Raw genomic sequence first — 26,615 nt, 5'->3', positions numbered from 1 at the left:
AAAATGTGAATAAAAATAAATCGCTATTTTTACCAATATACACATTTTTGAGTACTATTGGTAAAAATAGCAATTTATAAATCAAGTATTATTCCATTAGAATTATAGTGATCAAGTAGTTCAAATAAAACATTATCAACAATAGCATCATTGGCCATTAATAAATATTTTTCAAAGTCATTAAACATAAAGTAAATTGCTTTAAGTTCTTTGTTTCAACGTACGTTTTTTGTGTGTTCAGCACACAAAAAACCACCTTTATAAAAACTAAAATCACACAAATTATTACTTCTAGAACACTCACAACATCTATCTTTTATTGGTTGAATTCCATAAGAATCGAGACATTGAGCCAATAAAAATAAGAACAATTTTTTATTTATTCCTTCGCCTAGTCTTTTCAGTACTTGTTCGTAAGCATTGAAAACTTTGAATGTTTTTGATCTTATTTTTAGCAATAAATTTATTGCTTTTTGAGTAAATTTTAAGTTAAAACGATTGCTAAAATCAATACCTTCAAGTAAATGAGCCTTCTTTAATTTACCAATTGAATTGTAGCCTCGCGCTTTAAAATATTCAATTTCTACAATTGCACCAATTTGTAAATTAGCCCTATTTTTAGATTGAGGAGTATTAATACCTTTAGCAAGCAATCTAAATTGTCTTTTTTGAGTAAAAAAATCAACAAATGAGTCATTTGCGCCAGTATTTGAATCAATAATTTGCAAAACAATAGCTTTTTCAATAGTTTCGGCCATAATTAAAATATACATTAAATTTAGTATTAATATAAATATAATTTGGTAAAATTTGTAATTATTTAGGAGGCAAAAATGGAAAAGAAAGAAGCTTTAGACATTTTTACAAATATTCTTGAGTCAACGCCTGGAGTTTATAGCATTCAATGCTTCCAAGATCACAGTACCACACCATGTCAGGACTGTGTAGTAGTTAAATATAATGAAATGACACAAAGTTGAGACTTTATGGCTGCAATAACTATATTAAAAAACAGCAATCTAAAAAATATTGTCTCATCAATTGGTTCGCTTTTGAAATTCGAATTGCGAAACAAGAATCAAAAAATTGGAAAATTGAATATTTTAGTAGGAGGTCTAAACAATGATTAAAAAGCTTGATGGATACACATTTTATGATTTATGCCTTTCAGGAGCCAACAATTTAATTAATCAAAAAAACAAAATAGATGCATTAAACGTATTCCCTGTTCCTGATGGTGACACTGGTACAAATATGTCTTCAACAGTGAAATCAGCTATTGATGGACTAAAAAGAGATAACAATCATCTAGGTGAAGTAGCTAAAAAACTTTCAAAAGCAATGCTTTTTGGTGCTCGCGGAAACTCTGGTGTAATTTTAAGCCAAATTTTTAAAGGTTTTTCACTTGCATTTGAAAATGAAAGCAGTGTGGATGTTCAAGGTCTTTTAGATGCATTCAAAAAAGCTACTGAAAAAGCTTATTCATCAGTATTAAAACCAATTGAAGGAACAATTCTTACAGTAATTAGAGAAACTACTGAAGAATTGGAAAAAATTGTTGATTCATCAACTTCATTTAGTGTATTTTTTGAACTTGCTCAAAAATTTGCACGTAAAGCTTGCGACAACACACCTAATAAATTGAAAATTCTTAGAGAAGTTGGAGTAACTGACTCAGGTGGAGAAGGATTTTATTCAATTATTGTTGGTATGAACTCTTTTATGAATGGCGAGCCTGTCGCTATTAAAGAAGACAATGATTCAGCTGACACATTCATTCAACAAGGCGAAGTTTATGATGGTGAGTTTGGATACTGTACAGAATTCATTATCGAAATTAAAGATGTTGCATCATTTAGCAAAGTTGCATTCGAAAAAGGTTTACGCAAACAAGCAACAAGTTTAGTTGTTGTACAGGACAATGAAATTTTAAAAGTTCATGGACACACAATACAACCAGGCAACATGTTGAATTTTGGTCAAAAATTTGGTGAATTTATCAAAATTAAATCTGAAAATATGAACCTCCAAGCTAAAGAAAGCAGAAACAAAAACGTTGCTTTAAATTCAAACTCTTCAAGCGAGGATGAAAAAGAATGCGCAATAATTTCATGCAATTTAGGAACTGGTATTATCAATAGAATTAAAGAGTTAGGTTGTGATGCAATTGTAGAAAGCGGTCAAACTCAGAACCCTTCTGCTCAAGACATTGTTGATGCTATTCGTTCAGTAAATTCAAAAAATGTTTTTGTTTTACCAAACAACTCAAACATTTTTCTAGCTGCAGAACAAGCTGCTCAAATTATTGATGATAAAAACGTTTATATCATTAAATCAAAAACTCAACTTCAAGGTGTTGTTGCAATGATGAACTTTGCAGCAGATGCATCAGCTGAAGAAAATTTTGAAATGCTTAATGAAGCAATAAAAACAATTAAAACTGGTGAAGTTACAACTGCTATTCGCAGCACAAAAATGAATAATGTGCGTATCAAAGAAGGTCAATTTATTGGAATTCTTGACCACGAAATCATTACATGTGAACCAAGTTATATTGAATCTGCAAAAGAATTAATTAAATCTGCAATCAGTCATGACAATGAATTAATTACAATTTATTATGGAAATGACATCAGCGAAAATGATGCAAACGAAGTAAAAAGTTTCATTGAGGGACGTTATGATGTTGAAGTTGAAGTTGTTAATGGTGCTCAACCAAATTATCACTTTATTATAGGATTTGAATAATGGAAAAACAATTTACAATCGCTTTTGATATAAACGGTAATGACAACGGAATTAATGCTGCTGTTGAGTCTTCATTTGAATTTGTCTCATTAAACAAAAATTTTCACATTATTCTAGTTGGTCCTCAAGATTTAATCAAGCAAACAAAAATAAAAAAATTTGACCAAATACCCTTAAATATCAGTATTATCGACAATCCAAACATTTCACAAAACCCTGAAAACATTCGTGCTTCACTACACGAAGATACATCAATGAATACTGCTATCAATCTTGTTAAAGAAGGCAAGGCACACGCAGTACTTAGTTCTGGCAACAGTGGACTTTATTTAGCAACCAACACTTTTAAACTTAAACGTCTAGAAGGTGTTTCAAGAGCCGCATTTATGCCTATTATGCCTTCAATTGTTGGTAAAAAATGACTTCTTTTGGATGTTGGAGCCAATATTGATACTCAAAGCGAATATTTAGTTGAATGAGCAAAAATTGCAAACATTTTTGCTCAGTCACTATTCAAAAACCGCTCTCCAAAAGTCGCACTTATTAACATTGGTACTGAAGATAATAAAGGAATTCAAATTATTCGTGAAGCTCATCAAGTGTTAAAAGAACAAAAAGAAATTGATTATGTTGGATTTAAAGAACCACGTGAACTACTTAATTATGCATGCGATGTTGCAGTAATTGATGGTTATGGTGGCAACCTTGTACTTAAAAGTCTTGAAGGAGCAATATTAAGCTTTAAAGATCTATTAAAAAGTAAAATTATGCTTACACCAATTCGAAAACTAGGTTATTTATTGAGCAAAAAAGCTTATGTTGATGTGGCCGAAACACTTGATTATCGCAATGTAGGTGCTGCATGAGTAGTTGGTGTCAATGGAGTTGCTATAAAATCTCATGGAAGTAGCGATACAAAAGCTTATCTAGGGGCACTTAATCAAATTAAACTTGCTTTAGAAAATGATATTTTAAACAAAGTCAAAAAATCATTAGGACAACAAAATGAATAAACAAAATCTCGATTCTTTTTATTCATTTTTACAAAAATACCAAATTAGTCCTAAAAAACTTAGTGACTATATTGCTGCATTCACTCACCCTTCTTTCACTCGAGCATATAAAAAAATGACCAGTGAAACAGATTATCAGTCTTTAGAATTTTTAGGTGACTCAATTTTGCAATTTTTAAGTTCAAAATATCTCTATGAAAAATATAAAGGAGTTTCTGCTGGTCAATTAACTTTAATGCGTGCAAAACTTGTTTCAACAAAAAACCTATGTGATTTAAGTAAAAAAATGGATCTTTATAGTTTTTTACGTACAGGTCCAGGACTTACCAAAAATGACGTCTTAAAATCAACAAAAGTAGGCGCCGATATTTATGAATCGTTCATTGCTGCTTTATTTTTAGACCAAGGCGTGCAAAAAGTTTACATGTTTTTGTGTCAAACTCTTTTTAAAACAGAGTTTGACACAGAATCTTTAAAAGATGCAAAAACAGCATTTCAAGAATATGTTCAATCATTCTCACGCAGTTCAGTCACATACCAAACGCAGCAACACGAAAATTATTTTATTGCAAAAGCATTGCATGATAATAAGTTATTTGGCCAAGGCAAAGGCAAAAATAAACTTGAAGCCGAGGAAAATGCTGCTAAAGTTGCTTTAGAAAAACTTGCAGTCAATCAAAAACAAAATTCTAATTCCATTGAGGAGGAATAATGAAATTAATTAGAGTACAAGCACATGGTTTTAAATCATTCGCCGATCCAGTATCCTTAACCTTTGATGGTGGTGTTGCTGGTATTGTAGGACCTAATGGTTCAGGTAAATCAAACATCAACGATGCTATTCGTTGAGTTTTAGGTGAAAGAAGTGCTAAAGAGCTTCGTGGTGACAAAATGGATGATGTTATTTTCCAAGGTTCTCAAACTGCTAAAGCAATGGATAGAGCTGAAGTTACTTTAACATTTGATAACAAAGAGGGTAATAACTCAATACCACACGAAATTTTTACAATTTCGCGTGTTCTTGAAAGAGGTTCAGGTAATAATAAATACTATCTAAACGGCGAAGAATGTCGACAAAAAGACATCCTCGAAATTGCGATGGAATCTGGAATTGGTAAATCAAGTTTGGCTATCATTTCACAAGGAACTGTAGCAGACATTGCTCAGTCAACTCCAGAACAACGTAAAGCAATCTTCGAAGAAGCTGCTGGAGTTTCAAAATACAAATACAAGAAAAAAGAAGCTCTTTCAAAACTTACCAAAACACAAGAAGGCTTAGAAAAAATTGAAATTACAATTAAAGAAATCGAAAGAAAGTTAATTCCATTAAGAAAACAAGCCGAAAAAGCTCGTATTTATGTTGAAAAGAGTGAAGAATTAAAACAAGTTGAGATTGGTTTGCTTGTTGATAACATTGATACATATGGTAAAAAATTTGAGTCATTAAGCGAAGAACTTGAAGGTGTTCAGGAAACAAAAGCGAGCTTAGAATTACAAATTAAAGAATTAGAAGGCAAAATTGCTCAAAACATTTCATTTAAAAACGTTGAAAGCGCAAAAATCCGAGAATTAGATGACGAACTTAAAGAATTAAATGAAAGAATTCATAACATCGAAATTGTTTTAACAAGAGAAACTGCTCGCGAAAAACTTATTGCTGAAGGCGATATTGAAACAAATAAAGAGCAAAGAATAGCTGCATTTCAAAAAATAGCAAGCACTATTACATCAAACATCTCAAGTATCGATAGTCAAAACGAAGTATTAGAAATCAGAAATAAGGAAAACAAATTAAATCTTTCTAAAGCTGACACAGAAATGAGTGAATTAAACATTCAAAAAACTCGTTTTGAAACAAATTTAACCAAAGTGCTTACTCACCTTCAATTGTTAGAGCAACAAAAAGAAGGCTCTTCAACCTACTTCAAGGGTACTAGAAACATTCTAGAAAACAAAGCATTCTTCGGAAAACCTTTGAAAGGAATTGTTGCTGACTTAATTAAAGTTGATCCTGAATATTTACGTGCTATTGAAACAGTTTTAGCCAATGCTGCTCAACATATAGTTGTTGATAAATCAGAAACAGCAGTCAAAGCAGTTAATTTCTTAAAGGCAAACGATGGTGGACGAGCTACATTTATTCCACTCAATACAATTAATGCAAAATCAATTCGTGATGATCATCTTTTAGGTATTCAAGGACACCCTGGTTTTGTTGATGTTGCTGCAAATCTAGTGCGAACAGAACCTGAATATGACATTTTGAAAAAATTCTTGTTAGGAAACATAATAGTAGCTTCTGATATTGATCAAGCTAACAAAATTTCAAGCATTTTAGAACGCAGATACATGATTGTTACCTTGGATGGCGACACAATCCGTAGCGGTGGTGTTATTGTTGGTGGTGCAAAAGAAAAAGTTACACAATCACTTATTGGAATTGATGACAAAATAACTGAATTAAAAAATATTGTGCCAGGTATACAAGCACAAATTCAGTTAATTAACACCAAGATTAACGAAGCAAAAAATACTAAAAAGGTTTGTTGAGATCTTGATAACAGTATTCAAAGTCAAATTTCTTCATTGCGTTTAAAAAGAAACAATGAAGTACAGCAACTTGATGAAATAAAAATTAAATTAGCTAATCTCAATGCTGAAATTAAAGAATTTGATAGCTCTCAAGAAGACAAACAAATTCAAGAGCAAAAACATTCATTACAAGACTTAAACGTTAAAAAAGTTTCAATTATCTCTGAACTTGAAGCTAAGAAAAACAGAGTTAACAGTCTAAATGCAGAAATTGATCAAGCAACTCTATCAAAAAATGATTATTCATCAACATTAGGAAGATTGATCGAATCATTTGCAAATAAATTAACAACTAGAGATAGATCAAAATTGCTTCTTGATCAATCAAGAGATCGTCTAGCTTCACAATATAAGTTGACTTATGAAACAGCTTCACAATCATATAAACTTGAATTAAATCGTGAAGTTGCAGAAGAAATTGTTCGTGAACTTAGAGAAGAAATTGAAAAACTTGGTTCTGTTAATATTGAATCACTTGAAACATTAGTTGAAGAAGAACAAAGATTCAATAAATATGATCAAGGATTTAAAGAACTTTCAGAAGCAAAACAAACATTAGAAAAAGCAATTGCAGATATTGATAAAGTCATAACAACAAGATTACAAAACATAGTTAATGATGTTAATCCTGCATTTAATGATGTCTTTGCAACTATGCTAGGTGGTGGAAAAGCTGAACTATATTGAAGCGATCCAAATGATATTCTTGAATCAGGTGTAGAAATTAAGGCTCAACCTCCAGGTAAAAATATTGGTAATCTTAAACTATTTTCAGGTGGTGAAAAATCGCTTATTGCAATCTCATTATTGTTTGGTATTCTAAAAGCGCGTCCTCTTCCATTATGTATTCTTGATGAAGTTGAAGCGGCACTTGATGAGGCAAACGTTGTTAGATATGCAGAATATCTTCAAGAACTAAAAGCCAAAACTCAGTTTTTAGTTATTACACACAGACATGGAACAATGTCTCGTGTTGATGCACTATTTGGTGCAACCATGCAAAATAGAGGTGTTACTACATTCTTTAGTCTTGAACTAGCAGAGGCTAAAAAACTCGTTAAAGATGAGCAAAAAGACTCAATTTTAGATGAAGATAACCAACTCAATACTGAAGAATAATTTTGACGAAAATACACAAAATACAGTAGTTTTGTGTATTTTTTGTTTAAAAAAATAAGCCTAATATTGGCTTATTAAATTAGTTGCTATCGACATAGTGTGTATTAAATCTACCTAATGTACTATTGACCGGATTTACACTGATTCAAACACTTGGATTAAGATTTCTTAAATCCTTAATGATATTTTTTGCTTCCAAAAACAACATAATCGTTTGAATTTTATAAACAGTTTCTCCTGTATAACCTGATGTTGCTTCTGATATTTGATATGCATGTCAATATCGAATATCTTTAAAGTATTTCAATATAACGTCAAAACCGCTTGAACAAACAATCTCTAATCTTACTTTTTTGTATTTAGGATATAACATCGTAATCATTCCAGTTACAACCACTATGTATAAAAACGATGTAACTTCACGCATACCAATCCAAACTTTTTGTCCCGAGTCTGAATAGACATTATATACTTTTCCATCAGCATATTTAATTACTTCAACAAGTGCAGAATTATGATGCGGTCTAGCAAAAGCGAAAATAACTAAAAATACAACTGATGTAATAACCGCAATTATTGATAAAACAACTCCAACATTTTTTTGTTTTCTTGTTGAAAAGTAATATCCAATTAAATCAGAACCGCCAGATGAACCACCAAATTTTCAAGCGATTGCAATGGCTGTTCCAATAAATACTGAACCTATTAAACCATTGGCTAAAATAGGTCATGTTGTAGGATTTTCTAACAATGTTTTTTGGCCATTTTGAGAAATTATTACAATATCACGAGATCAACCAGGTGCTACATTAAAAACTTCATTGAATAAATCAGATATTGATTTATTATCATGTAAAAATTCAAATGTTAGCGAGAAGTTAATAATAATTTGGAAAACCATAAATTCAAGTGTGTGCAATAGAAATGTTCTTCTCAGCTTTCTAGCGAATATAATGAACAAAGGAACGTTAAAACCAAGATACATCAAGGCAAAATAAGGTCTAGTCGGCTCTCAAATCAATGTTATTAAAAGAGGAAGCCCTGATAAACCGGAAGGAATTGTTTCTGCTTGGTGTAAAAACACGACAACACCAAAGTTAAAAACGAATGCAGAAACAAACATAAAAAATGTTTTGATAAAGTATTGTTTTATTCTTCTATTTTTTATGTCATCTTGATGAGGATTTCTATAATCGTATGCATATGAACCCATTTTATATTCTTTAATTTTATTGTCCATTACATTGTCAGCAAGATGACTGTTATTGCTATTAGGATTTGGTATGTTTTGCATATTAATTTATTATATTACTATTACAGATGATGTTATATTTTTGTAATATTATTTTTTTATTTTTTTTGTAGCCTATTGTTGTGTATTAAAGTTGCTATTTATTGCTTTTTTTCTTGTTTTTTTGTCGTTTTTTAACTCTTTTGCCATATGTTCAAGCATATTTTTTGGCTAGATAACGTATAAGAAACACCGATCCTAGCACACCACCAAAAATACTTCAAAACACGATTAATATTTTTCATCAATTTTTCTTAACTAAGTGAACAAAATTATTAAACTTTTTAGATGAAGTATCGACAGAAATGCTGTGTGGTTCTTTAATTAATTCAGATATTTTTTTCTCATTAATTATGCCTTCTTCATCATCTATTCCTCAGCCATCAAAGTCATCCTCAATTTTGTTTTTTATTGATTTATCTGTATTTTTTGTGTTATTTTTTGTGTTTTCATTGTTATTAAAATTATAATTTTTGCTAGCTTTATTAATGATGAAACCATGTCCAAAACCAATTGTATTTTTTGTAGGCATTACTATCACTAACTTACTGAAAACATCAAAATTTACACCTTTATTTGCTTCTTCTCTCTTGACATTATTTTGTATTTGCGCAAGTTGATTAAAAAATAATGTTTTTGTAGCTATATTTTCAGGTCCACTCTTAGGAATTAAAAGTTTTTTACCTTCAACATCTATATATTTTAAATCATTTAAATAATCGATTTCTCGCAACAAAATTTTGTGCAGACCTTTCTTATTCAATATTCGTTTGTCATTAAGTTTCATAATTAATTCAAATCAGTATGCCTTTACATTCAATGCATAAATTTGATAATCTTGGTCCGCTTTTAAGTCTACTTTTGACGCAGCTCGTTTGACAAGTTCTACAACTGCAGCTCTTATGTCTTCATAATTTGTTTTTTGTACAACAACGTCTTTATCCTTAATTAATAGATGCGTAAGATTGTTTAAATTGTATTTTCCACCTTCGCCTGTATTTTTTACATTAAACTCTTTAAAATTCAATAAATTAGCATTGATTCCAACTAGTTTAAGACTTTCTCCATCATTTCTTTTTCCAGCCATTAATGCAGAAACTACTTCATCTAAATTTTCAAATTTTACATCTTTGCCTAACTCAATCTCTTGACCGTCATGCTCATAATTATAGGTTTTCAATGAATTTTGTACATAATTTATAACTTTTGCTTTTATAGCATTGCGATATAGCAAGTCTATTTGATTTTCATTTCTATAGCTTGCTTCAAAATCTTTTTTATTTATGTTGATACTCAAATCATTAATATTGAGTGTCTTTAAATCAACAGGAGGCTCATAATAGTGTCAAGCTTCATTACGAAAATACACAGTTTTGTGTGATTTTGAATAATCAAACTTTTGACCATCGTTTTGAATTCTGACTAAACCTTTAAAATTTAATGCAATACCTTTATATCTTTTATTTTCTTCTGTTCCATAAATACTAACATTAGCAAGTTTATTAAACCAGTTTTCCTTTGTCTTTGCATCATTAAATTCTTCTATTATGTAATCAATGCCTAATTTTAGTCCTTTAAGTTGCTTGTTTTCACTAAGAACTTTTTGTACTCATTCATTGACTTCACTTTCAATTTGCTTACGTTGATTTTTACCTAAACCACGCAAATTGAGTGTTTTTGGTCAAATGTAGTCGTTGAAAATGTCTTTTTCAATACCCTTAAGTTGAATTTTTGGATCATAGTCTTGCCAAGTTTTCAAAAGTCAGTTTTGATAATGATTCCAAACTTGTTCATAACTCAACTGCTCAACTTGTTCATTACTTAGTCCTTCATTATAAATTAATTGATCCTTAAGTAGTTTACCGACTTGACTTTCTCAAAAAAGAACAAAACTTTTTTGTAAAGAGACGTTATTTTCATCATTTTTATCTTTAATTTCATCAAAAAAGTAATTATTTGGCTTGTTGTCTTTGTCTATTAATATCAACTTTGCGTTTGTTATTCCTTTAGATGTTGTAGCAAAAACTAATCATAAACCTTGCTCAGACATGTATGAGTTTTCGCCCGAACCATCATTTGGATTGAGTGGTTGTAATTTTATATCTGCATTGCTTACTCATTTTTGACTAGCATCAAACAAATTGACACGTCAGTACTTAACATCACTATCATTAAGGTTTTTATCTTTAAAAATATTGCGCAATGCACCTTTTCCAAGCACACTTGCTTCAGCAAACAAACCAAAATCAGTAATTTTTACTTGCGCTTGACCACTTGAATTAGTTGTATCTTTTGGATAAACAAATTTAAGTTGTTCCATAACCTTATCTTGGAGAGTTGTGCTTGGTATTCAAATAATTTGTTTTTTTATTCCATTTTCTGGATCAATTGCTTTATCAAATTTAGGATTCAATTTAGGCAAACCTGTTTTATTATCAATAATAGGCTCACCATCTTTATTTAATAAATGCTCGCTTATGAGTTCTTTTTGTTTTGGATTATTTTGCGGATCTCATGCGTATCACTTAAAATTTTGCACGACACTTTGAGTATTAATAACATAAACAACCTTATATCTGCCTATCGGTTCACCAGTGTTGTTTGACCCTTTTTTAAATTTTAAAAGCTCAATAACATACTCGTTTTTGTAATGTGAGTTTTCCTCATCTAATTTTTGATTTTTATCTTTGTTTTTCTCATCAAAAGGTATTCTTTCATCATCGCGTGCTGATGATCTTAGATCTCTAAGATCATATTCAAAGAGATGGTTATAAACATCAATGCGTTTTTTATTAACCAAGACAATTTCATCTTCATCTTTTCCAACACTAAAACTCATTCTCACAGGTGCATTAACTAAAAATTTACCACCAAAATTGCCTGAATTATCGCGCGGATCGCTAAGTCGGATCGCTTGATCCTTATGATATAAGCTATAAACATTGAAATTTCTATCTTTTTTGATATCGAACAACGTTTTACCATCAACAACATAGCCTAATTCTATGTTTAATCTAGAAGGCATGTTATTCTCACCATAATTAAAAAATATACTGCTTGGTTTAAAATAAACACTGCGTTTGTCGACTGTATCAATTCCTAAAAATGAATTATTTATTGCATTTAAGATCGCTCGTACAACACTGCGATCATTTTGATGCACAAAATTGTTAACAAATTGATACTCGCTTTCAATCTCTTTTCTTACACCTTGTATTATATTTTGAGTAAAATCAACGCCATCATACTCAATTTTGTCAATATTTCAATGCAAAATAAACTCACTATTGTTGACCACTTTTGGTCTATATGAAACATTTATTTTAAATTTGTTGAAAACAAATTCTCTTTGTTTTACTCCTGAATTCTTATCTCCAAAGTACGCGTTTAATTTTTGCAAATTAGTTTGGCCTATATTTTTAATATTTTCAGGTAAAGCAGTATTTAGACCCCCAAGTGTGTCTGATTCAATTTTTCAAGGTTTAGAAGTATCTAAACCTATTTGTTGTGAAAGTCACACAAAATGATCATCATTGTTAATTGTGCGTAAATTGTTTACTAAATCAATAAATATTTGAGTATTTAGTCCAAAAACTTTTGTTAAATTTGCCCGTGCACTTACGTCTTCTCAACCCCAAAAATACTTATATTTAATTAATTCACCATGCCCATTAACATGTCAAGAAGGTTTATTGAAAACAACAAAATTATCATCGGCAAAATCTATGTCAGTTTTGCTTTCATACGAATTTGTTTCAATTTCAAAGCCATTTTGCTTCATTTTATCAAGCAATTCTTTATAGACCTTTGGATAAGCGAGTGTATATTTAAATTCATTTGGTGTAATAACTAATTCTTTTTTTCAGTTGTAATAATTATCATAATGGTCAGGTTTGTCATAAGGGTCTCAATCTGGTTCATAAACTGTACGAGTTTCAACATCATAAGGTTCTAACCATATCGAATCATTTTTGTATCATTCTAGCAGCCTATCTTTATTGGTGTTATCAAAATCCGTTTCACCAGGTGAATCATTAACACTATCAAATATTTCTGGATCAGATTCTCGAATAAATAAATGTTTATCAGGCTTAAATTCAATAGGAATATTATTATTCTCAAAATAATTAATTTGTTTATAGTAAGCTTCGTGCTCATCATTTGTAAATTGATAAGTCATAGCATTATTTATCTGCTCTTTTAAGTATATATCATCAATATGTTTAATGAATAATCCCTTGTTTCTAAAATTTCCATACTTTTCTGGGTCATAAATCCATGCTTTTTCGTTCCAAAATCTATGTTTTTCATGAGTCAAGTTGCTAAAAATATTATTCAGTCTTTCATCATCGATTTCTTTATCCGCATCACCATAAAAAACTCTATTTTTTTGAGCTGAAACGAAAAATAGTGGAGCAATTAGTGAACTAACACCACCTAATAATACTGAACTAAAAATAAATCTTTTTTTGATTCTCATTTTTCTCCTATATACACAAAATTCAATACTTTTGGTAAATTTTAAACACAAATTTTACAAGTAAAAAACACACATTTTTATATGTTTGTTTTTTTTGACAAATACCTATTTTAGACATATTTAAAAAATAATTTTTTCTCAATATCTGAGTAATAAAGGTTTAGTCTAACTCGTTGATTAGAACTTATGTTCAACAAGCATTTTCCATATTTAGCATTAACTAAAAATCTCACTTCAGACTTAAGTAATTGATTAGAATTTTTAAAAAGTAATTTAGCAGCTTCAATATCTTGATCTTTGAGTCCAAAAAACATTGAATATTGACAGTTTTCAACAATTTTTATTGCATCTTCACCACTAAAATCTCCTGGATTTTGAGTTGTGAAGATGTTTCCGGCATAGAACTTCCTGAATGTTTTAGTGTTTTCACGCATTGCTTCAAGTACGCTTGGATTATTCTTATCTACGTATAAGTGAGCTTCATCAATAACTAGCGCACAATATTTCACCATTGATTCAAGTTTAGTGGCTTCAATAACATCTTTATTATTGTTTTTGATAAATGAAAGTCTATTTTGTTCATTTTTTTGTGCATTTGCATACACAATTTCATTGATAAAGTTTAATAAACACAATGTTCCGACTTTAGCACTTGTTGTGCTTGATTTTGAGTCTAAATTAGATGTATTAAAGACTACAAAGTCATTATTTAGTTTTATATTGGTATATCCATTAAAAAGTTTTTCATATTTACCATTATCAGTAAAGAGAAATTCAAGTTGTTCAACAAGACGTTTTAAAGCGATGGATTTTATGCGTGGAGCATTTAATGAACTAACATCATAACTTTTCATATAAGCAATCAAATCACTAATCAAAGGCCAACTTTGATTGTCTCATTCATTGACGTTTTTGAGTCTCAAAACACCTCGAGCTCTATAAAAATTCTTCAATACATATTGAAACAATATTCAATCATCAACATTAAAGTTAATCACTAATTTAAAAAAACTTTCTAATCAATTTAAATGAGCATTCAATACACTATCAATATCATTTTCGCTATCTTTTAAACTATATCTAATTTGCAATGGATTGATTACAGTATTCTTACCGACACCTAAATCAATAACTTGACCATTTAATTTTTGCGCAAGATCAATATATTCGGCTTGCGGATCGACTACAATAACTTTATTATTTGCACTCAAAAGAGACACAATCATTTTCTTTGTAAATGTTGTTTTTCCTTTTCCACTTGTTCCTAAGATAAACATATTGAAGTTTGTTCTTGCTCCATCACCTAATTTAAAGAGTTTAAAACTCAGTGGAGATTGAGTGAGTTCGCTTTTACCTAGTAACATGTTTGCGCTATCATTCAAAATATCATTTTCAAACGGCCAACCTAACGCAAGATTATAAGAAGTTATTCAATAATTTTCTTTTTCTAGTTTACTAAATGGAAACTGACAAAATTCCATTAGACCAAAAAATTGTCTGTATTTTAGTCTATTCATAGTAATGTTTGCTTTAGAAATTGTGTTTTTAATTATTCTATTCTCATTGTTTAACTCTCTTAAATTTTCTGCTTCGCAGAGTATAAAAACATTAGAACTAAATAGTCTTTGACCATCTTTTTGAATTTGATAAATGGTGTCAAATGTAGCTTTTTCATCTAGCGAACCAGCTACGTTACTTGTTGCAGATCTATTTACAGTACTGTTGTCAATAGATGCTAAAATAGAACGGTCAAGATGTTTATAAACAATGCTGTCTGGTAAGCAAAAGTTATTTCATATTACTGTTCCTTTTGCATCAAAAATTACTTTTATTCACTTATGGCTCAATTCAAAAGGTAATTTATTTATACATAAAGCTCGATAAAATTTATCATTTAGTTCAAAATGGTCACCTTTAAAACTTATGTTGTCATAGACAAATAACTCATCAAGCGAACCTTCCTCACCATATTTTTGAATTTCCATGAAATGTTCAATACTAGGAGCATCAACATTAAATAAATTTAGTTGCGAAAGAAAATTTATCAGTGTTTTATTCTCCAAAATATGCATTAATATATTGCATTCACTGAATTTTTGTTCAATAGTTTCAATAAACGAGGTAAGCGATTCTAATGAGTTTGCATTAACAATCAAGTAGTAATTATTCACTAATTCATTGTTTTTCAAGTTATTAAAGTCTTCAATGTTGCTTTCATAATACTTTTCTCATATATCATTCTTACTTTCTTTTTTCTTTGCAATATGTTTTATATACTTTAAATTCTTGCTAAAATCAATCTTTTCTTCAAGCTTAACAAAACTAATTTTTGTTTCGACGCTTGCAAGAGCGTTGGCAAAATTCTCCACAAATGCTTGTTGAGTGTCTGCATCTTCTTGTCAAATGTTGATACCATTCAATCTAAAGACACTAAAGTAATTATTAATGTTATTTTTACCAAAAATATGAGAGCTGGATGACTTATTTTTAACTATACTTTCTGAAATTAAACAACTATAAGGGTTCAAATCACTTGATGAACGTTTTGCATTCTTTCCGTATTTTTTTGGAAGGCATCAATAAAGCATCATTCTTCACAAAAGTACATACATTTTGCAATTATTTGTTTTTGAGGGTATTATTAAAAGCAGACCAACTACACAAAAAAATGTTCAAAGAACTAATCATAAATATTTTCAAACATTCAATGCTTTTGATATGCTAAATGCAAGTAGAAATCCTAAAGTAACAACAATCACTAACTCATACATATCTCTAACACTCAAAAACCGCATTATCTTGCTTTGTCTGTTTTTAATTCTTGATGGCTGAAGTACAGTCATAATTTCCTTTCTTTTTTTGCTCTATTATCAGTGTATTTTTTTTACCTAACATACTCATATTTGTGTATATTGGGCAAAATTATTCGATAGTCCTTTTGTTCAATAAAACTAGATGCAATAGTCGATAATTTCTTAAATGCAAGCATAGAACCAGCAACCAAGAAAGCAACTGCAAATGCATTTAAAACAAAACTGATTTCATCAAATACAGACTGAATAAGTTCGCTACCTTGGTGAATAAATTTATTGAGCAATGAAAAAGCTATATAAAATACTGAAATTACAGTTAAATTGGTAATATAACGATTCTTTCATTTGTTTAAAAGTGAGTTGTCATTGAGGCTAAATGCTGGAATGATCGGAAAAATTACAAACAAAATATAATTTATAAACACTCTACTTGCTACATCGTAGATTATTTTGATTGCTGGTGAAACAATGATTATGCTTGCAACTAGCAGGATAAGTGCTGTGCTAAATATTTTGGATGAACTATCTCCAAATCCACCATGAAATACAGTTGTCCATGTTTGTCAACTTCAACCAAAATTAGGTGCATTAAATCCGAATTTGTTTTTTTGCTCAATAAATATTGACGGAACTTTGCTTCTTAATTCTCTTGGAAATAAATTCTTAACAATATTGTCTGCAACTTTGCCAAAACCATTGTCATCTCCAAATAAAGCACTCGTAATTTCGCTAAATAAAATATTTAAAAATAGAATTAATATGTGAAACATAATCAACAGCATAACACCCTTGAATGTTCCTAAAAATGCATTCTTAAATATTTGACTAGCGCGTGCACCATCCATTTCCTTGGAATATTTATAGATAAAAATAAAGAAATTAAGCACTCAAAGTATTGATGAAACAATTAAAAAATGTCAATATATTTGTGGTGTTGAAAACTGTTCATAAGATTGAGTTGGCCTGATCCCAAAAATTGCGAAATTCAATAAATCAAATGCAAATAGTTTAAAAATTACAATCACCAGTGCAAATAAACCAAGACAAATTAAAGCAATATTTGTAAAACTCATTCATATTGCTAGCCTAATTGGAGATAGTAATCCATCAACAAAAGGCTTAACTAAACCCTGAAAAAATTTTGTCATATCTATCTATAAATTTGTAATTGTGGTATGAAAAAAAACTTATTTTTAATAGAATGTACTGCAGAACTTATGTTTTGCGGCTGCTTAACATTACTTTTTATCAACTCTATTAGTGGTCAAAGTACAATAAGTACAATTAATACAATAATTGCTGTATAAAGTTTGCGATTGTTCAACTTTCTTTTATGAGGATCATCTTCAGTCGCATTCTGTGCCTTAGCTATCAATGCACAAACAATTAAAATAATAATAGCGACACCAATTAAAGCACCAAACACGCTTCGCAGTACTGTTTCACTAAAGTTTCCTAAAAACGAAAAAGTTTTATCATCTATTTTCATTATTCTCCTTTGAAATTATTTTTCGACCTATAAGTCTCATTTTGATTGTCTAATTTAATTTTTTTTATTGTTTTTTTTCGCTTGAATGCTCAAAATATTGGATATATAAAAGAAATAACCACAAGAGCATACAAAACTTGAATAGTTATATAGCTCACATTTTGATCTCAAAAATAGTTTTCGTGCGATTTTTGAGTTATTGATATTCCATAAGCATAGAACATCATCAACAAATCAAGCAAAATTATTGGAACTAAATAAAATAAAAATTTATTTCATTTTAAATATGGTGGTAATAAACCCCGTGCTTGTTTATTAGTCATTAATACATCACAATATCTGTTATGTGAGTAATTAAATTAGCACCGTGTTTAAGTAAAAAATTATTTCCATCATTCAAGTCAGTACTTGGATAGCAATAGACTTCTTTATTCATATCTGCAAAATTTGAGGCTAAATTTATGATTCCTGAACCAGATTTAGAACCAAATATAACTAAATAACGACCAATTCCTGCTAGCAATGTGTTTCTTTCTTTGAATCTTTGCATTTTTGGATTTACAAGAGGTGGATATTGAGAAATATACAACTCATTTTCATTGATACTCTCTTTATTTAAATATCCATGACCATTGGCCAACACATGAATAACAGGCTGATTTTTTTGTCGAAAATGAGCAACTATTTTTCTATCAACCTCGCTAAAATCAGTTGTCACAAGACAAAATTGATTGCTATATTGATTAAGTGACTTTTCTATGTATGCTGATACATTTTCAGTAATTACATCAGCAGTAATACAAAGTGATCTAGACTTCAATAAATCTAAATTTCCTTTGTAATAAAGAACATAAGGCGCGTATTTTAAGTCTTTAAGACACTTTGGATATTCCTTATCAAACACAGTTATATACTTAACATCTTGACTTTTAAGTACGCTTAAAACTTGTTTAATATGCGATTCTCCAACCTTTTTCTTTTTTACCAAGTCTTTAAAAACCTCATAACTATTTCCTTTGTTTGTATATGAAAAATATAATAGTAATTCGTTCATTTTACTCCTTCCGTTTTATATTATTTTTTTGTGTTGTATGTTTTATAAAAAGGAAAAAATTATCATTTTTGATTGAAAAAGAATAAAAAAAAGCCAGCAACGCTGACTTTTGTTTATTAGCTAGTTGTTTTTTGAAACAACAATTCTTTGTTCATATACTGAGGCATATGTACGATTTCTTCGTTTTTCAAATTTTACATATCCATTAATTAAAGCATACAATGTATCGTCTTTACCAATTCCAACATTTGTGCCAGGAAAAATTTTTGTTCCTCTTTGACGGAAGATAATTGAACCTGCTGTACAGAATTGTCCATCACCTAATTTAATGCCAAGTCTTTGGCCGCGACTATCACGACCGTTTCTGGTAGATCCACCGGCTTTCGTGTGTGCCATTCTATTAACCTACTATTTTTTGGACTTCAACACGTGTATAAGGTTGACGGTGTCCAAGTTTTCTTTTGTGAGTTGATTTAGCATTGTGACGGTATACAATAATTTTTTTGCTTTTGCCTTGTTTTTGGATTAAACCTTCAACATAAGCTTTTTCTAGATATGGTTTACCAATTTTTTCTCCAACTAGTAAAACTTTGTCAAATTTAACCTTTGAACCTTCTTCACCTTCAATTTTTTCAATGAAGATTGTTTGGCCTTCTTTGACTAAAATTTGTTTGCCTCCAGTTTCAATAATAGCGAACATGTCTATTAATCTCCTGTATTTTGTGGCTCATCTTTAAGGCGGCATTTTGCTCTTAGTTGCCTGTTCAGAATGGTTACAAAAAGTAACGAACTAATTATAAATCAAAACAATAAATACAATAATATTTTGCAAAATATTGTTTATAAAATGGAAAAGTGCATCTCCAGTAAATTTAATTTGAATAATTTTAAGTAAAAAAATGCAAAAGCATTCCTAAAAAATGTGAATTTTTAATAAAAACCAATAACAAAATAATCAATTTGCATTGATTTTTAATGTCTAATGGTTTGGAGCGGTATCTGTATCTATTGCTTTTTGTCTATATAAACAACTAATCTTTCTTACGTTTTGTTCATTAAACTTTTAATTATTTTGAAAGAAATTTTGAGCTGCATTAGCTGACATAGGGAATGGAAATTGGTTAATATTATGTCGAACTATGTTATTAATTTTGTCCATCATAGATCAGATTTCATCATCGCTATAACAGTCAAATGATTTTCCTTTTGGAACATACTCCCGAATCAGTTTATGCATATTCTCAATCGAACCTTTTTGAGACGATGCAAATGCATCAGTGTGAAAAATTTGCTTTATACATTTTATCTTGTCTAACATATAGTTTTCGGAGCCATTATCTATTGTTAGTGTGTCAATCTTAAGGTTAAATCTAGCAATCAATTTTTCAAGAGCTCTTTTTATTGCTCTAGCATTGAGGCTTGAGATGATTGCATACGATTTTCTTGTTAAACGATTTATCAGAGTTAGTATGACTTTTTTCGATTTTATATTTCCGTGTACTGTATCCATTTCATAGTCATTCAATGTTAATCTATCATTGATTTCTTTAGGTCGTTCATGTATTGTTTTTCCAACAGTTTTTTTCTTAGGTTTATGACGCTTAGATTTTGACCTAAGCGACTTTCCTATAGACTTATAAGTAAAAATATCATAAGGGATAATAAACTCATTTCTTTTCATAAATTTGTATAGTGTAGAAGGTGTTGGAATAAAAACATCTTCGTTAGATATTCTCTTAAATTCATCAATTAGTTGCTGTGCAGATTTTTTAGGAACTCTTAGACTAAGATTTTTTGCGTTTTTATACTTGTTGTATTGTTTTGTTTCTTGAGTTATAAAATGAAGAAATGGTTGTCATTTTTTTTGAATTTTAGCACTGTGTTTATATTGTCGTGGTCGTCCATAATTATTGATATTTTCTAAGTAACGATTTGGCGATAATGCTTTATATCGGACAACATTTTTACCACAAACTTGACACTTAAATGTGTGTTTTTTATCAAAAGCTGCAGTCTCAATTCAACACAGTTTAAGTATTTCTTTAAGAGTTTTAACCTCCATTTTGTACTCTCGAGCAATATGTTCAAAAGTTTTAAAATTTTTAAGATTTTCTAAAAAACTAACTGCTTCAGAAGGTTGTAATGCATGGTTTTTAAATGATTTTCTACTCGCGTAAATCTCATGAAGCAACTCATTAGTGTCATCGGCAAATCTTTTACTTACAAAGTAGTGTTCATGGACTATTTTTTTAGAATAACTCATATGAAAACTTAAGCAAAAAACTTGTCCTTTTTTTGGTTTTTCGGTAATTAATGTATTAGATAGCATATAATGTATTAGTCTCCCTTTTTTTTGTTTTATTTATTATATTTTATTGGAGACAAACTAAAAGTCGAGCGTTTTTTTACGTTCGACTTTTCCATTTTTCATGCAAAATATTGTTACATATGATTAATAGCTATAGTAAATAATAGTTTTCTTGCTTTCAGATGATGGCTCGGATGTTTTAGGTTTTTCACCTTCATCTTTTCATTTCACTCCAGTTGTTCCAACTTTTGCTTCACCTGATTTAGCAGTGAACATTTTAATAACGTTAGCAATTACTTGTATACCTTGGAATACAAAAGGCACAAATTTTGCAGCTATCGTTAAAAACGTACCACCATAAATCTTACATTGTTCCTCACGAGGAACGGGTTGAAAATTATACTTCATAATACCTCCTGCTTAGATTTTGTGCATTTTGAATTTTTTTTATTTAAAAAGGAAAAAATTATCATTTTTAGCGCTAAAAAACAAGTAATTAAATTTACCTATACACACATTTATGAGTAGTTTACATAAAAAAATATACCTAATAAAGGTATATTAATTAATATTTTTTTTATTATCAGATTTAGCTAAATCATCATTTTGATTTGCTTCTTGTTCTTGTAAATGTTCAACACATTCAGTATCTTTGCTCTCATCAACTTTTTCAAATTTTTCATTTAATTTGCGTAATTCGATTAAAATGAGTTGTTCAGTTGTAGGTTCAGGTTCTTTTGGTGTTTCTTGTTTGAGTTTTAAAATTTTTCGAAAATCGATCTTTGTTCTTATTAAAAATACTATCATCAAAATTACATAAATTACAGCAGACACTAATATAAATGATAGCAATGCTGCAAGAAATTTACCAATCAAAACAGGTCCTCAAGCTCATTTTTCAAGAGATTCTGCTCCAGTTAATTTAGCTATAGGTGGCAAAATAATATCATATGCTAATGACTTAACAACTGAATTAAACGAAGCTCCAATCAAAAGTCCAATTGCTAGCATAAACATATTGCTCTTTTTAACAACAGATCATGCTTCTTTACTTGCTTTTTTAAACATATTTTTCCTTTAATTTGATTTTTTACTTAGAATAACTAATGCTGGTTTTATTACTCTGTCATGTAATAAAAATGCTTCAGAATTAACTTTTACAATTGTATTTTCATCTTTAGAATCATCTATAACAAATTCTAGTGCTTTTTGTGTTGAAGGATCAAAAGGAGTTCCAATTTGAGGCATTACAATTTTTAGTCCATGAGAACTAAATACATTCTCAAGCATGCCTAAAACCATATTAAAACCTCCAACATAAGTTTTAACACTGCTTTCAGGAGAATTTAGTCCAGACTGCACAGCAACTTTAAATGTAGAATAAGGGTTGCTAAAGTCTTCGAAAAATTTTTGCAAAGCGTATTGTTTAATACGTTTAATTTCTTCTTCAGGTACTGTAATACGTGTATTTTGGTCAATTTTATGACTTAGTTCACGCACCTTTTGTTTGAGTGTTTCATTAATTTGTTCGAGTGCTAAAAATTTCTCACCTAGCATCTTAAATTCAGCGCTTGCATCAGAGTTTAACTTCTCTAATTCTTTTATTTTTTCTACATTCGATTCAAAATTTTGATGAAGAAAGTCTCAGTTAATAATAACATATCTTAATGTTGAACCAGCAAATTCCTTGCTATCATTTTCAGATAATGTTATTTCAAATTCGTACTTATCAACTCAGCCTTTTTTTACTATTTCATCTTGAACGCTTTTATAAAGTCGATTTTTACCAATCTCAATTAAAGTAAAATCATTAGACAATGATTTGATACGTTTTTTCTTCTTATATACATCAATTTTTGCATGAAATTTCATTTTTTTAGTCATATCTTGTTCCATTTATTACTCCTTCTCCTTGTCTTTATCAACAATTAAATCTTCTAAAAGTTTTATTGCAGCGAGCGAACGATGATAATTCATTCTATTAGCGCCGACTAGGCTTATCTCTTTAATTTTATTTGAACCTTCAATTTTCTTGGTTATTATTGAACTATTATCTCCACGAACTGAAATTTTAAGTTTAGATTCTTCATCAATTTCAGCCTCAATAGTTTGTCAAATTGACTGATTTTCAATTAAATACAATATTTTTGATAAATCGATACGCGAAATGTCATCAGCTAAAATTATTTTATCTTTTCCATATACAACATTTTTATTTTGTAATTGAAAATCAAAAACATTATTGACCATTCTTTCTAATATTGACTCATAATTTTTGATTTGAATAGACAATATTGGCGCTAAACTATCGGCAGTTTCTTTCAACTTCAATATAGGTATATCAATAAGTCTTTCTTTAAAAATACGAATTGCAATTCTTAAATCATTCATATCTGAACGATTTAAATCCAAAGACACAGTTCGGTGAGATACCTCACCAAAAGATGTAACTAAAACAATTGTCGCATCTTTTTCGCTTAATGGTACTAATTGAATACTTTTTAGAGTGCTTGACTCATTTGTTTCACTTGTAACTAGAGTTATACCAACTGTATCAGAAATTACTTGACACGCTTCCTTGATTGTCTCATCAATATTTGTTCTTCTGTGTGCAAAAATGTCTTTAATTTTTTCTCGCAGTGTTTGAGAATCTTGCGATACTAAGTGAGTTGCATAATATTGGTAGCCTTTTATTGAAGGTACACGACCACTTGATGTGTGTATTTTGTCTAAATAACCTTGCTTTTCTAAATTTTGCATTAGGTATCTAACCTTTGCACTTGAGCAATTTAAGTTAAATTTTTCTAATAAATTCTTTGAACCAATCGGCTGACCATCCTCAATATATAAGTCAATTATGTATTTTAATATTAACTTTTCCTCATCTTTTAAATCAAAACTATTCATAAAAAAATTATAGCATAAATTAGCAAATTAATAATTAGAGTGCTAATGTGTTTATTTGAGTGTTTCATTTTACCGATACACACAAATATGAGTAGTTTTAGTAAAATTTTAGTCTTGTGTTTTAGTTATATATTAGTTAAAATTGTTGAACAATTAAACTACAGTGCTAAATTTTTGAAGTTGATTAATTGTAAAGTGTTGCAATAAAAAAAGCACATTCATGTGCTTTTTTGAAACATTATTTTTTACCTGATTTTGCTAAACGTTGGTTGAATTTATCAATCATACCTGTTGCTTTTGTAACGGTTCTATCACCTGTGTATGCAACATGGCATCCTGAACATACATCGACTGAAATTGCTGATTTTGTACTACCGAATGTGAATTTTTTATTGCAAGTTGAACAAGTAACTTCAACTTTATTGTATTTTGGATGAATATCTTTTTTCATATTTTTCTCCTATAAACTAATTATTTAGAGTAGAACTCAACAACTAAGTTTTCTTTAATTTCTGGTAATACTTCACTTCTTTCAGGTAATCTATCAAGTGTTGCTTCAAAACCTTTTAAAGTAATTCAAGCTGATGTTGTTTTAGCTTCAATGTTAGCAATAATTTGTGTATTTTTTTGTGATTTTTCTTTAAGAGCAATTTTTTGTCCAACTTTAATTGTCATTGATGGAATATTTGCTTTTTTACCATCTACTGTAAAGTGGTTGTGTGCAACAAGTTGACGTGCTTGTCTTCTTGTGTTAGCAAAACCTGCACGAAATACAAGGTTGTCTAAACGTGTTTCAAGTAATTGAATTAGGTTTGTGCCTAAAATACCTTTAATTTTTGTTGCTCTTTCAAAGAATTTACGTAATTGTTTTTCACTCATTCCATAAACATATCTAACTTTTTGTTTTTCATATAAGTGAAGACCATAGTCAGATAATTTAACACGTTTGTTTCCGTGTTGTCCTGGTGCATAAGTTCTTTTTTTACCTTTTGCAAATTCTTTTCCTGATTCAAGAATTGAAAAACCATAACGACGTGATTTTTTAAAAACTGGTCCAGTATATCTCATAATTTCCTCTTTCTGCATAAAACATCAAAAGGAGTATTCTCTATTTAACTATTAACATTTTAATGATTTCAGTTTTCAGCTGACTTACTTTCAAATCAAAGGAAATATTAAATCAATAAATATGAATACTTGCTGTAATATGCTTTTCAATTATATAAAAAAAACAATTTTTGCAAACTGTTTTTTTAAAGTCCTAATTTTGTTTTGAAACGTGTTTATTTGAAGCAATTTTACACATTTTTTTGAAGTTTTTTGCTATTTTTAAAGTAAGAAATAAATTTTTAATATGTTCAGAAAGTGAGTAAACTGACTTATGTTCATACACAATATAGAAGTTCAAAGATATATTTAATTTTTGATTAATAAAGTCATAAAACACTGAAAATTGAGTATTTTTATGAGTATAAATGTTTGCTAAATAGAAATTATTATCATTTCATTTATTGATAATTTCAATCTCTTTTATTCGTCTTGATTTCAGTATTCTATTAAGTTGGTTTGTAAATTGAATGAGTTTATCAGATTGATCAACACTTACACTAAATTGAAATCTATTGGTCTTTATCTTACCGAAACTTTCTTGCACTTTTTTATATTTGTATGCTAATAAATTATTACGATTTGTGTAACTATTTAGCATCCAAATTAGGCAGGCAAAAAAGTAGTAATTATTGAGCAGCGAGCTAAATTTAGGGTTGCCGTTAAACTTATTTTTATCGTATGCGAAAATATATGATTTGTCGTTAAGTACTGAATTTTGTGTATTTTCGTCAAAATATTCATAATGAACATTGTACTGCTTGAGCATATTTTTGAGTAATAGTGTTGAATCATAAGGCAAAAGAACCTTAAACTTGCTTATGTCGAATTTTGCTCGTAAGTACTCTTCAAAATAGAAATCAAGATACAACAAGGCCAACTCATGATTGCTAAAGAACTTAAATTTGTTTTTTATATTCAATCCTACGTGCATCTGAGAATTTTGGTCAAAATAAAACAAATTAAAGATCTCTTTGCGTAAAAATAAGCGGCGTAAAAATGTTGCTTTAAATTTAAGTCAAAATAAAGTGCTTTTTTTATTGTTGAACCTATAGTCATTTTTTAGGTTATCTAGAAGAGTTTTAGCAATTTCTAAAGCATTAAAATTATTGTGTGCAAGGTAAAAAAGCGATTTATATCGTTGTTTTATATTCACAAATGCCTTGAGAATTTTATTGTTAGAACAAAGTTCGTCTTGATAACTTTTGAGATTTATATATTCATTGTTTTGATGAGCAATTGATTGATCTAAAAGTGGATTAAGTTCATAGTTTGTGTGTATTTTTTCAATAATTTCACTGCTAAAATGATGTAAATTTGCATCATAAAGATTTATTTGTACATTGTTTAATTTACCAACTATTGAGATTTTTATCAAATAGTCAATATTGTTTTGTTTCATTACATACTCATCAAGTGTTAATGCAACACTTTGAGCAATATCGTATTCAAAAATTTGATGATTTTGTTGGCGTAATAAACGCGAAATTTTTGAAATATATTGACCTTCTGTATAGCCTTCTAGTGAGATTAAAATCTTTGAGTTTGGTTTAATATGCATATTAATCATTGATGCTAAAAGCATCAATGATTGCTGATTGATGCTTTCTTTTTTACTAGATGGCTTAAATACAAGATTAATGTTATATTTGTATAATTTTGCCTTTAAATTAGTGTAAGTAACACTCATAATG

At 29.4% G+C, this 26,615-nt stretch carries 23 protein-coding genes; 5 read left to right on the top strand and 18 right to left on the bottom strand.

The window, feature by feature from the left end; all coding sequences use genetic code 4:
- Positions 1-74: 74 nt before the first annotated feature.
- Entirely contained in the window at positions 75-758 is a 684-nt protein-coding gene (gene recO, locus E1I18_RS00650; RefSeq protein ID WP_170218482.1) for a DNA repair protein RecO, read from the bottom strand.
- A gap of 75 nt (positions 759-833) precedes the next feature.
- Here recO and E1I18_RS00645 point away from each other — a divergent pair, with 75 nt between their 5' ends.
- The 5 genes from E1I18_RS00645 to E1I18_RS00625 are packed head-to-tail and all read left to right on the top strand — an operon-like array spanning position 834 to position 7,472.
- Entirely contained in the window at positions 834-1,130 is a 297-nt protein-coding gene (locus E1I18_RS00645) for a hypothetical protein (protein WP_141483681.1), read from the top strand.
- Positions 1,123-2,748, top strand: a complete 1,626-nt coding sequence (locus tag E1I18_RS00640; protein WP_141483680.1) for a DAK2 domain-containing protein — start codon at positions 1,123-1,125, stop codon at positions 2,746-2,748. Before E1I18_RS00645 ends, E1I18_RS00640 begins: the two co-directional genes overlap by 8 nt.
- Positions 2,748-3,761, top strand: coding sequence for a phosphate acyltransferase PlsX (gene plsX, locus E1I18_RS00635; RefSeq protein ID WP_141483679.1), 1,014 nt, complete (start codon positions 2,748-2,750; stop codon positions 3,759-3,761). Before E1I18_RS00640 ends, plsX begins: the two co-directional genes overlap by 1 nt.
- Complete coding sequence (rnc, locus tag E1I18_RS00630) at positions 3,754-4,473, top strand: ribonuclease III (protein WP_141483678.1); 720 nt, start codon at positions 3,754-3,756, stop codon at positions 4,471-4,473. Before plsX ends, rnc begins: the two co-directional genes overlap by 8 nt.
- On the top strand, positions 4,473-7,472 hold the full coding sequence (locus E1I18_RS00625; RefSeq protein WP_141483677.1) for an AAA family ATPase: 3,000 nt from the start codon (positions 4,473-4,475) through the stop codon (positions 7,470-7,472). Before rnc ends, E1I18_RS00625 begins: the two co-directional genes overlap by 1 nt.
- Before the next feature lie 79 nt (positions 7,473-7,551).
- On the opposite strand, the gene E1I18_RS00620 is transcribed toward E1I18_RS00625, so the two are convergent.
- The 17 genes from E1I18_RS00620 to E1I18_RS00540 all read right to left on the bottom strand — a co-directional run bounded on the left by E1I18_RS00620 (position 7,552) and on the right by E1I18_RS00540 (position 26,611).
- On the bottom strand, positions 7,552-8,766 hold the full coding sequence (locus tag E1I18_RS00620; protein ID WP_141483676.1) for a YitT family protein: 1,215 nt from the start codon (positions 8,764-8,766) through the stop codon (positions 7,552-7,554).
- 94 nt (positions 8,767-8,860) lie between these two features.
- Positions 8,861-13,243 (bottom strand): Mbov_0399 family ICE element protein, encoded by a 4,383-nt coding sequence (locus E1I18_RS00615; protein ID WP_141483675.1) that lies wholly within the window; start codon positions 13,241-13,243, stop codon positions 8,861-8,863.
- 110 nt (positions 13,244-13,353) lie between these two features.
- The gene (locus E1I18_RS00610; RefSeq protein WP_141483674.1) at positions 13,354-16,086 is read right to left on the bottom strand and encodes an Mbov_0397 family ICE element conjugal transfer ATPase; all 2,733 of its coding nucleotides are present in this window, start codon (positions 16,084-16,086) and stop codon (positions 13,354-13,356) included.
- Positions 16,087-16,127: 41 nt separating this feature from the next.
- Positions 16,128-17,204, bottom strand: a complete 1,077-nt coding sequence (locus E1I18_RS00605; protein WP_141483673.1) for an Mbov_0396 family ICE element transmembrane protein — start codon at positions 17,202-17,204, stop codon at positions 16,128-16,130.
- A 2-nt stretch (positions 17,205-17,206) separates the two neighbouring features.
- Positions 17,207-17,545: an Mbov_0395 family pilin-like conjugal transfer protein gene (locus E1I18_RS00600; RefSeq protein WP_141483672.1), complete on the bottom strand. Its 339-nt coding sequence runs from the start codon at positions 17,543-17,545 to the stop codon at positions 17,207-17,209.
- Positions 17,545-17,868 (bottom strand): hypothetical protein, encoded by a 324-nt coding sequence (locus tag E1I18_RS00595; protein WP_141483671.1) that lies wholly within the window; start codon positions 17,866-17,868, stop codon positions 17,545-17,547. Before E1I18_RS00595 ends, E1I18_RS00600 begins: the two co-directional genes overlap by 1 nt.
- Complete coding sequence (locus E1I18_RS00590) at positions 17,868-18,599, bottom strand: DNA-processing protein DprA (protein WP_141483670.1); 732 nt, start codon at positions 18,597-18,599, stop codon at positions 17,868-17,870. The genes E1I18_RS00595 and E1I18_RS00590 overlap by 1 nt, the downstream gene beginning before the upstream one ends.
- Positions 18,600-18,719: 120 nt before the next feature.
- Entirely contained in the window at positions 18,720-18,995 is a 276-nt protein-coding gene (rpmA, locus tag E1I18_RS00585) for a 50S ribosomal protein L27 (RefSeq protein WP_141483669.1), read from the bottom strand.
- Between the two features lie 4 nt (positions 18,996-18,999).
- Entirely contained in the window at positions 19,000-19,299 is a 300-nt protein-coding gene (rplU, locus tag E1I18_RS00580) for a 50S ribosomal protein L21 (protein ID WP_141483668.1), read from the bottom strand.
- Positions 19,300-19,662: 363 nt separating this feature from the next.
- Positions 19,663-20,928 carry an IS30 family transposase gene (locus E1I18_RS00575; RefSeq protein ID WP_141483667.1) on the bottom strand — a complete coding sequence of 422 codons (1,266 nt, stop codon included), beginning with the start codon at positions 20,926-20,928 and terminating at the stop codon, positions 19,663-19,665.
- A gap of 123 nt (positions 20,929-21,051) precedes the next feature.
- Positions 21,052-21,315, bottom strand: coding sequence for a hypothetical protein (locus E1I18_RS00570; RefSeq protein WP_141483666.1), 264 nt, complete (start codon positions 21,313-21,315; stop codon positions 21,052-21,054).
- A 153-nt stretch (positions 21,316-21,468) separates the two neighbouring features.
- Positions 21,469-21,975, bottom strand: a complete 507-nt coding sequence (locus tag E1I18_RS00565) for a large conductance mechanosensitive channel protein MscL (protein ID WP_141483665.1) — start codon at positions 21,973-21,975, stop codon at positions 21,469-21,471.
- Between the two features lie 9 nt (positions 21,976-21,984).
- Complete coding sequence (locus tag E1I18_RS00560; protein WP_141483664.1) at positions 21,985-22,803, bottom strand: nucleotide exchange factor GrpE; 819 nt, start codon at positions 22,801-22,803, stop codon at positions 21,985-21,987.
- Between the two features lie 3 nt (positions 22,804-22,806).
- Positions 22,807-23,814 (bottom strand): heat-inducible transcriptional repressor HrcA, encoded by a 1,008-nt coding sequence (gene hrcA / locus E1I18_RS00555; RefSeq protein ID WP_141483663.1) that lies wholly within the window; start codon positions 23,812-23,814, stop codon positions 22,807-22,809.
- 238 nt (positions 23,815-24,052) lie between these two features.
- On the bottom strand, positions 24,053-24,265 hold the full coding sequence (rpmE, locus tag E1I18_RS00550; RefSeq protein ID WP_141483662.1) for a 50S ribosomal protein L31: 213 nt from the start codon (positions 24,263-24,265) through the stop codon (positions 24,053-24,055).
- Positions 24,266-24,285: 20 nt separating this feature from the next.
- Entirely contained in the window at positions 24,286-24,885 is a 600-nt protein-coding gene (gene rpsD, locus E1I18_RS00545) for a 30S ribosomal protein S4 (protein ID WP_141483720.1), read from the bottom strand.
- Positions 24,886-25,075: 190 nt separating this feature from the next.
- The gene (locus E1I18_RS00540; protein WP_141483661.1) at positions 25,076-26,611 is read right to left on the bottom strand and encodes an MAG5620 family putative phospho-sugar mutase; all 1,536 of its coding nucleotides are present in this window, start codon (positions 26,609-26,611) and stop codon (positions 25,076-25,078) included.
- Between the last annotated feature and the right edge of the window lie 4 nt (positions 26,612-26,615).

It is taken from the genome of Mycoplasmopsis mucosicanis, from assembly GCF_006546935.1.
GTDB lineage: Bacteria > Bacillota_I > Bacilli_A > Mycoplasmatales > Metamycoplasmataceae > Mycoplasmopsis > Mycoplasmopsis mucosicanis.
The sequence above is the reverse complement of the archived record's forward strand: the minus strand, read 5'-3'. Positions and strand labels throughout refer to the sequence as shown.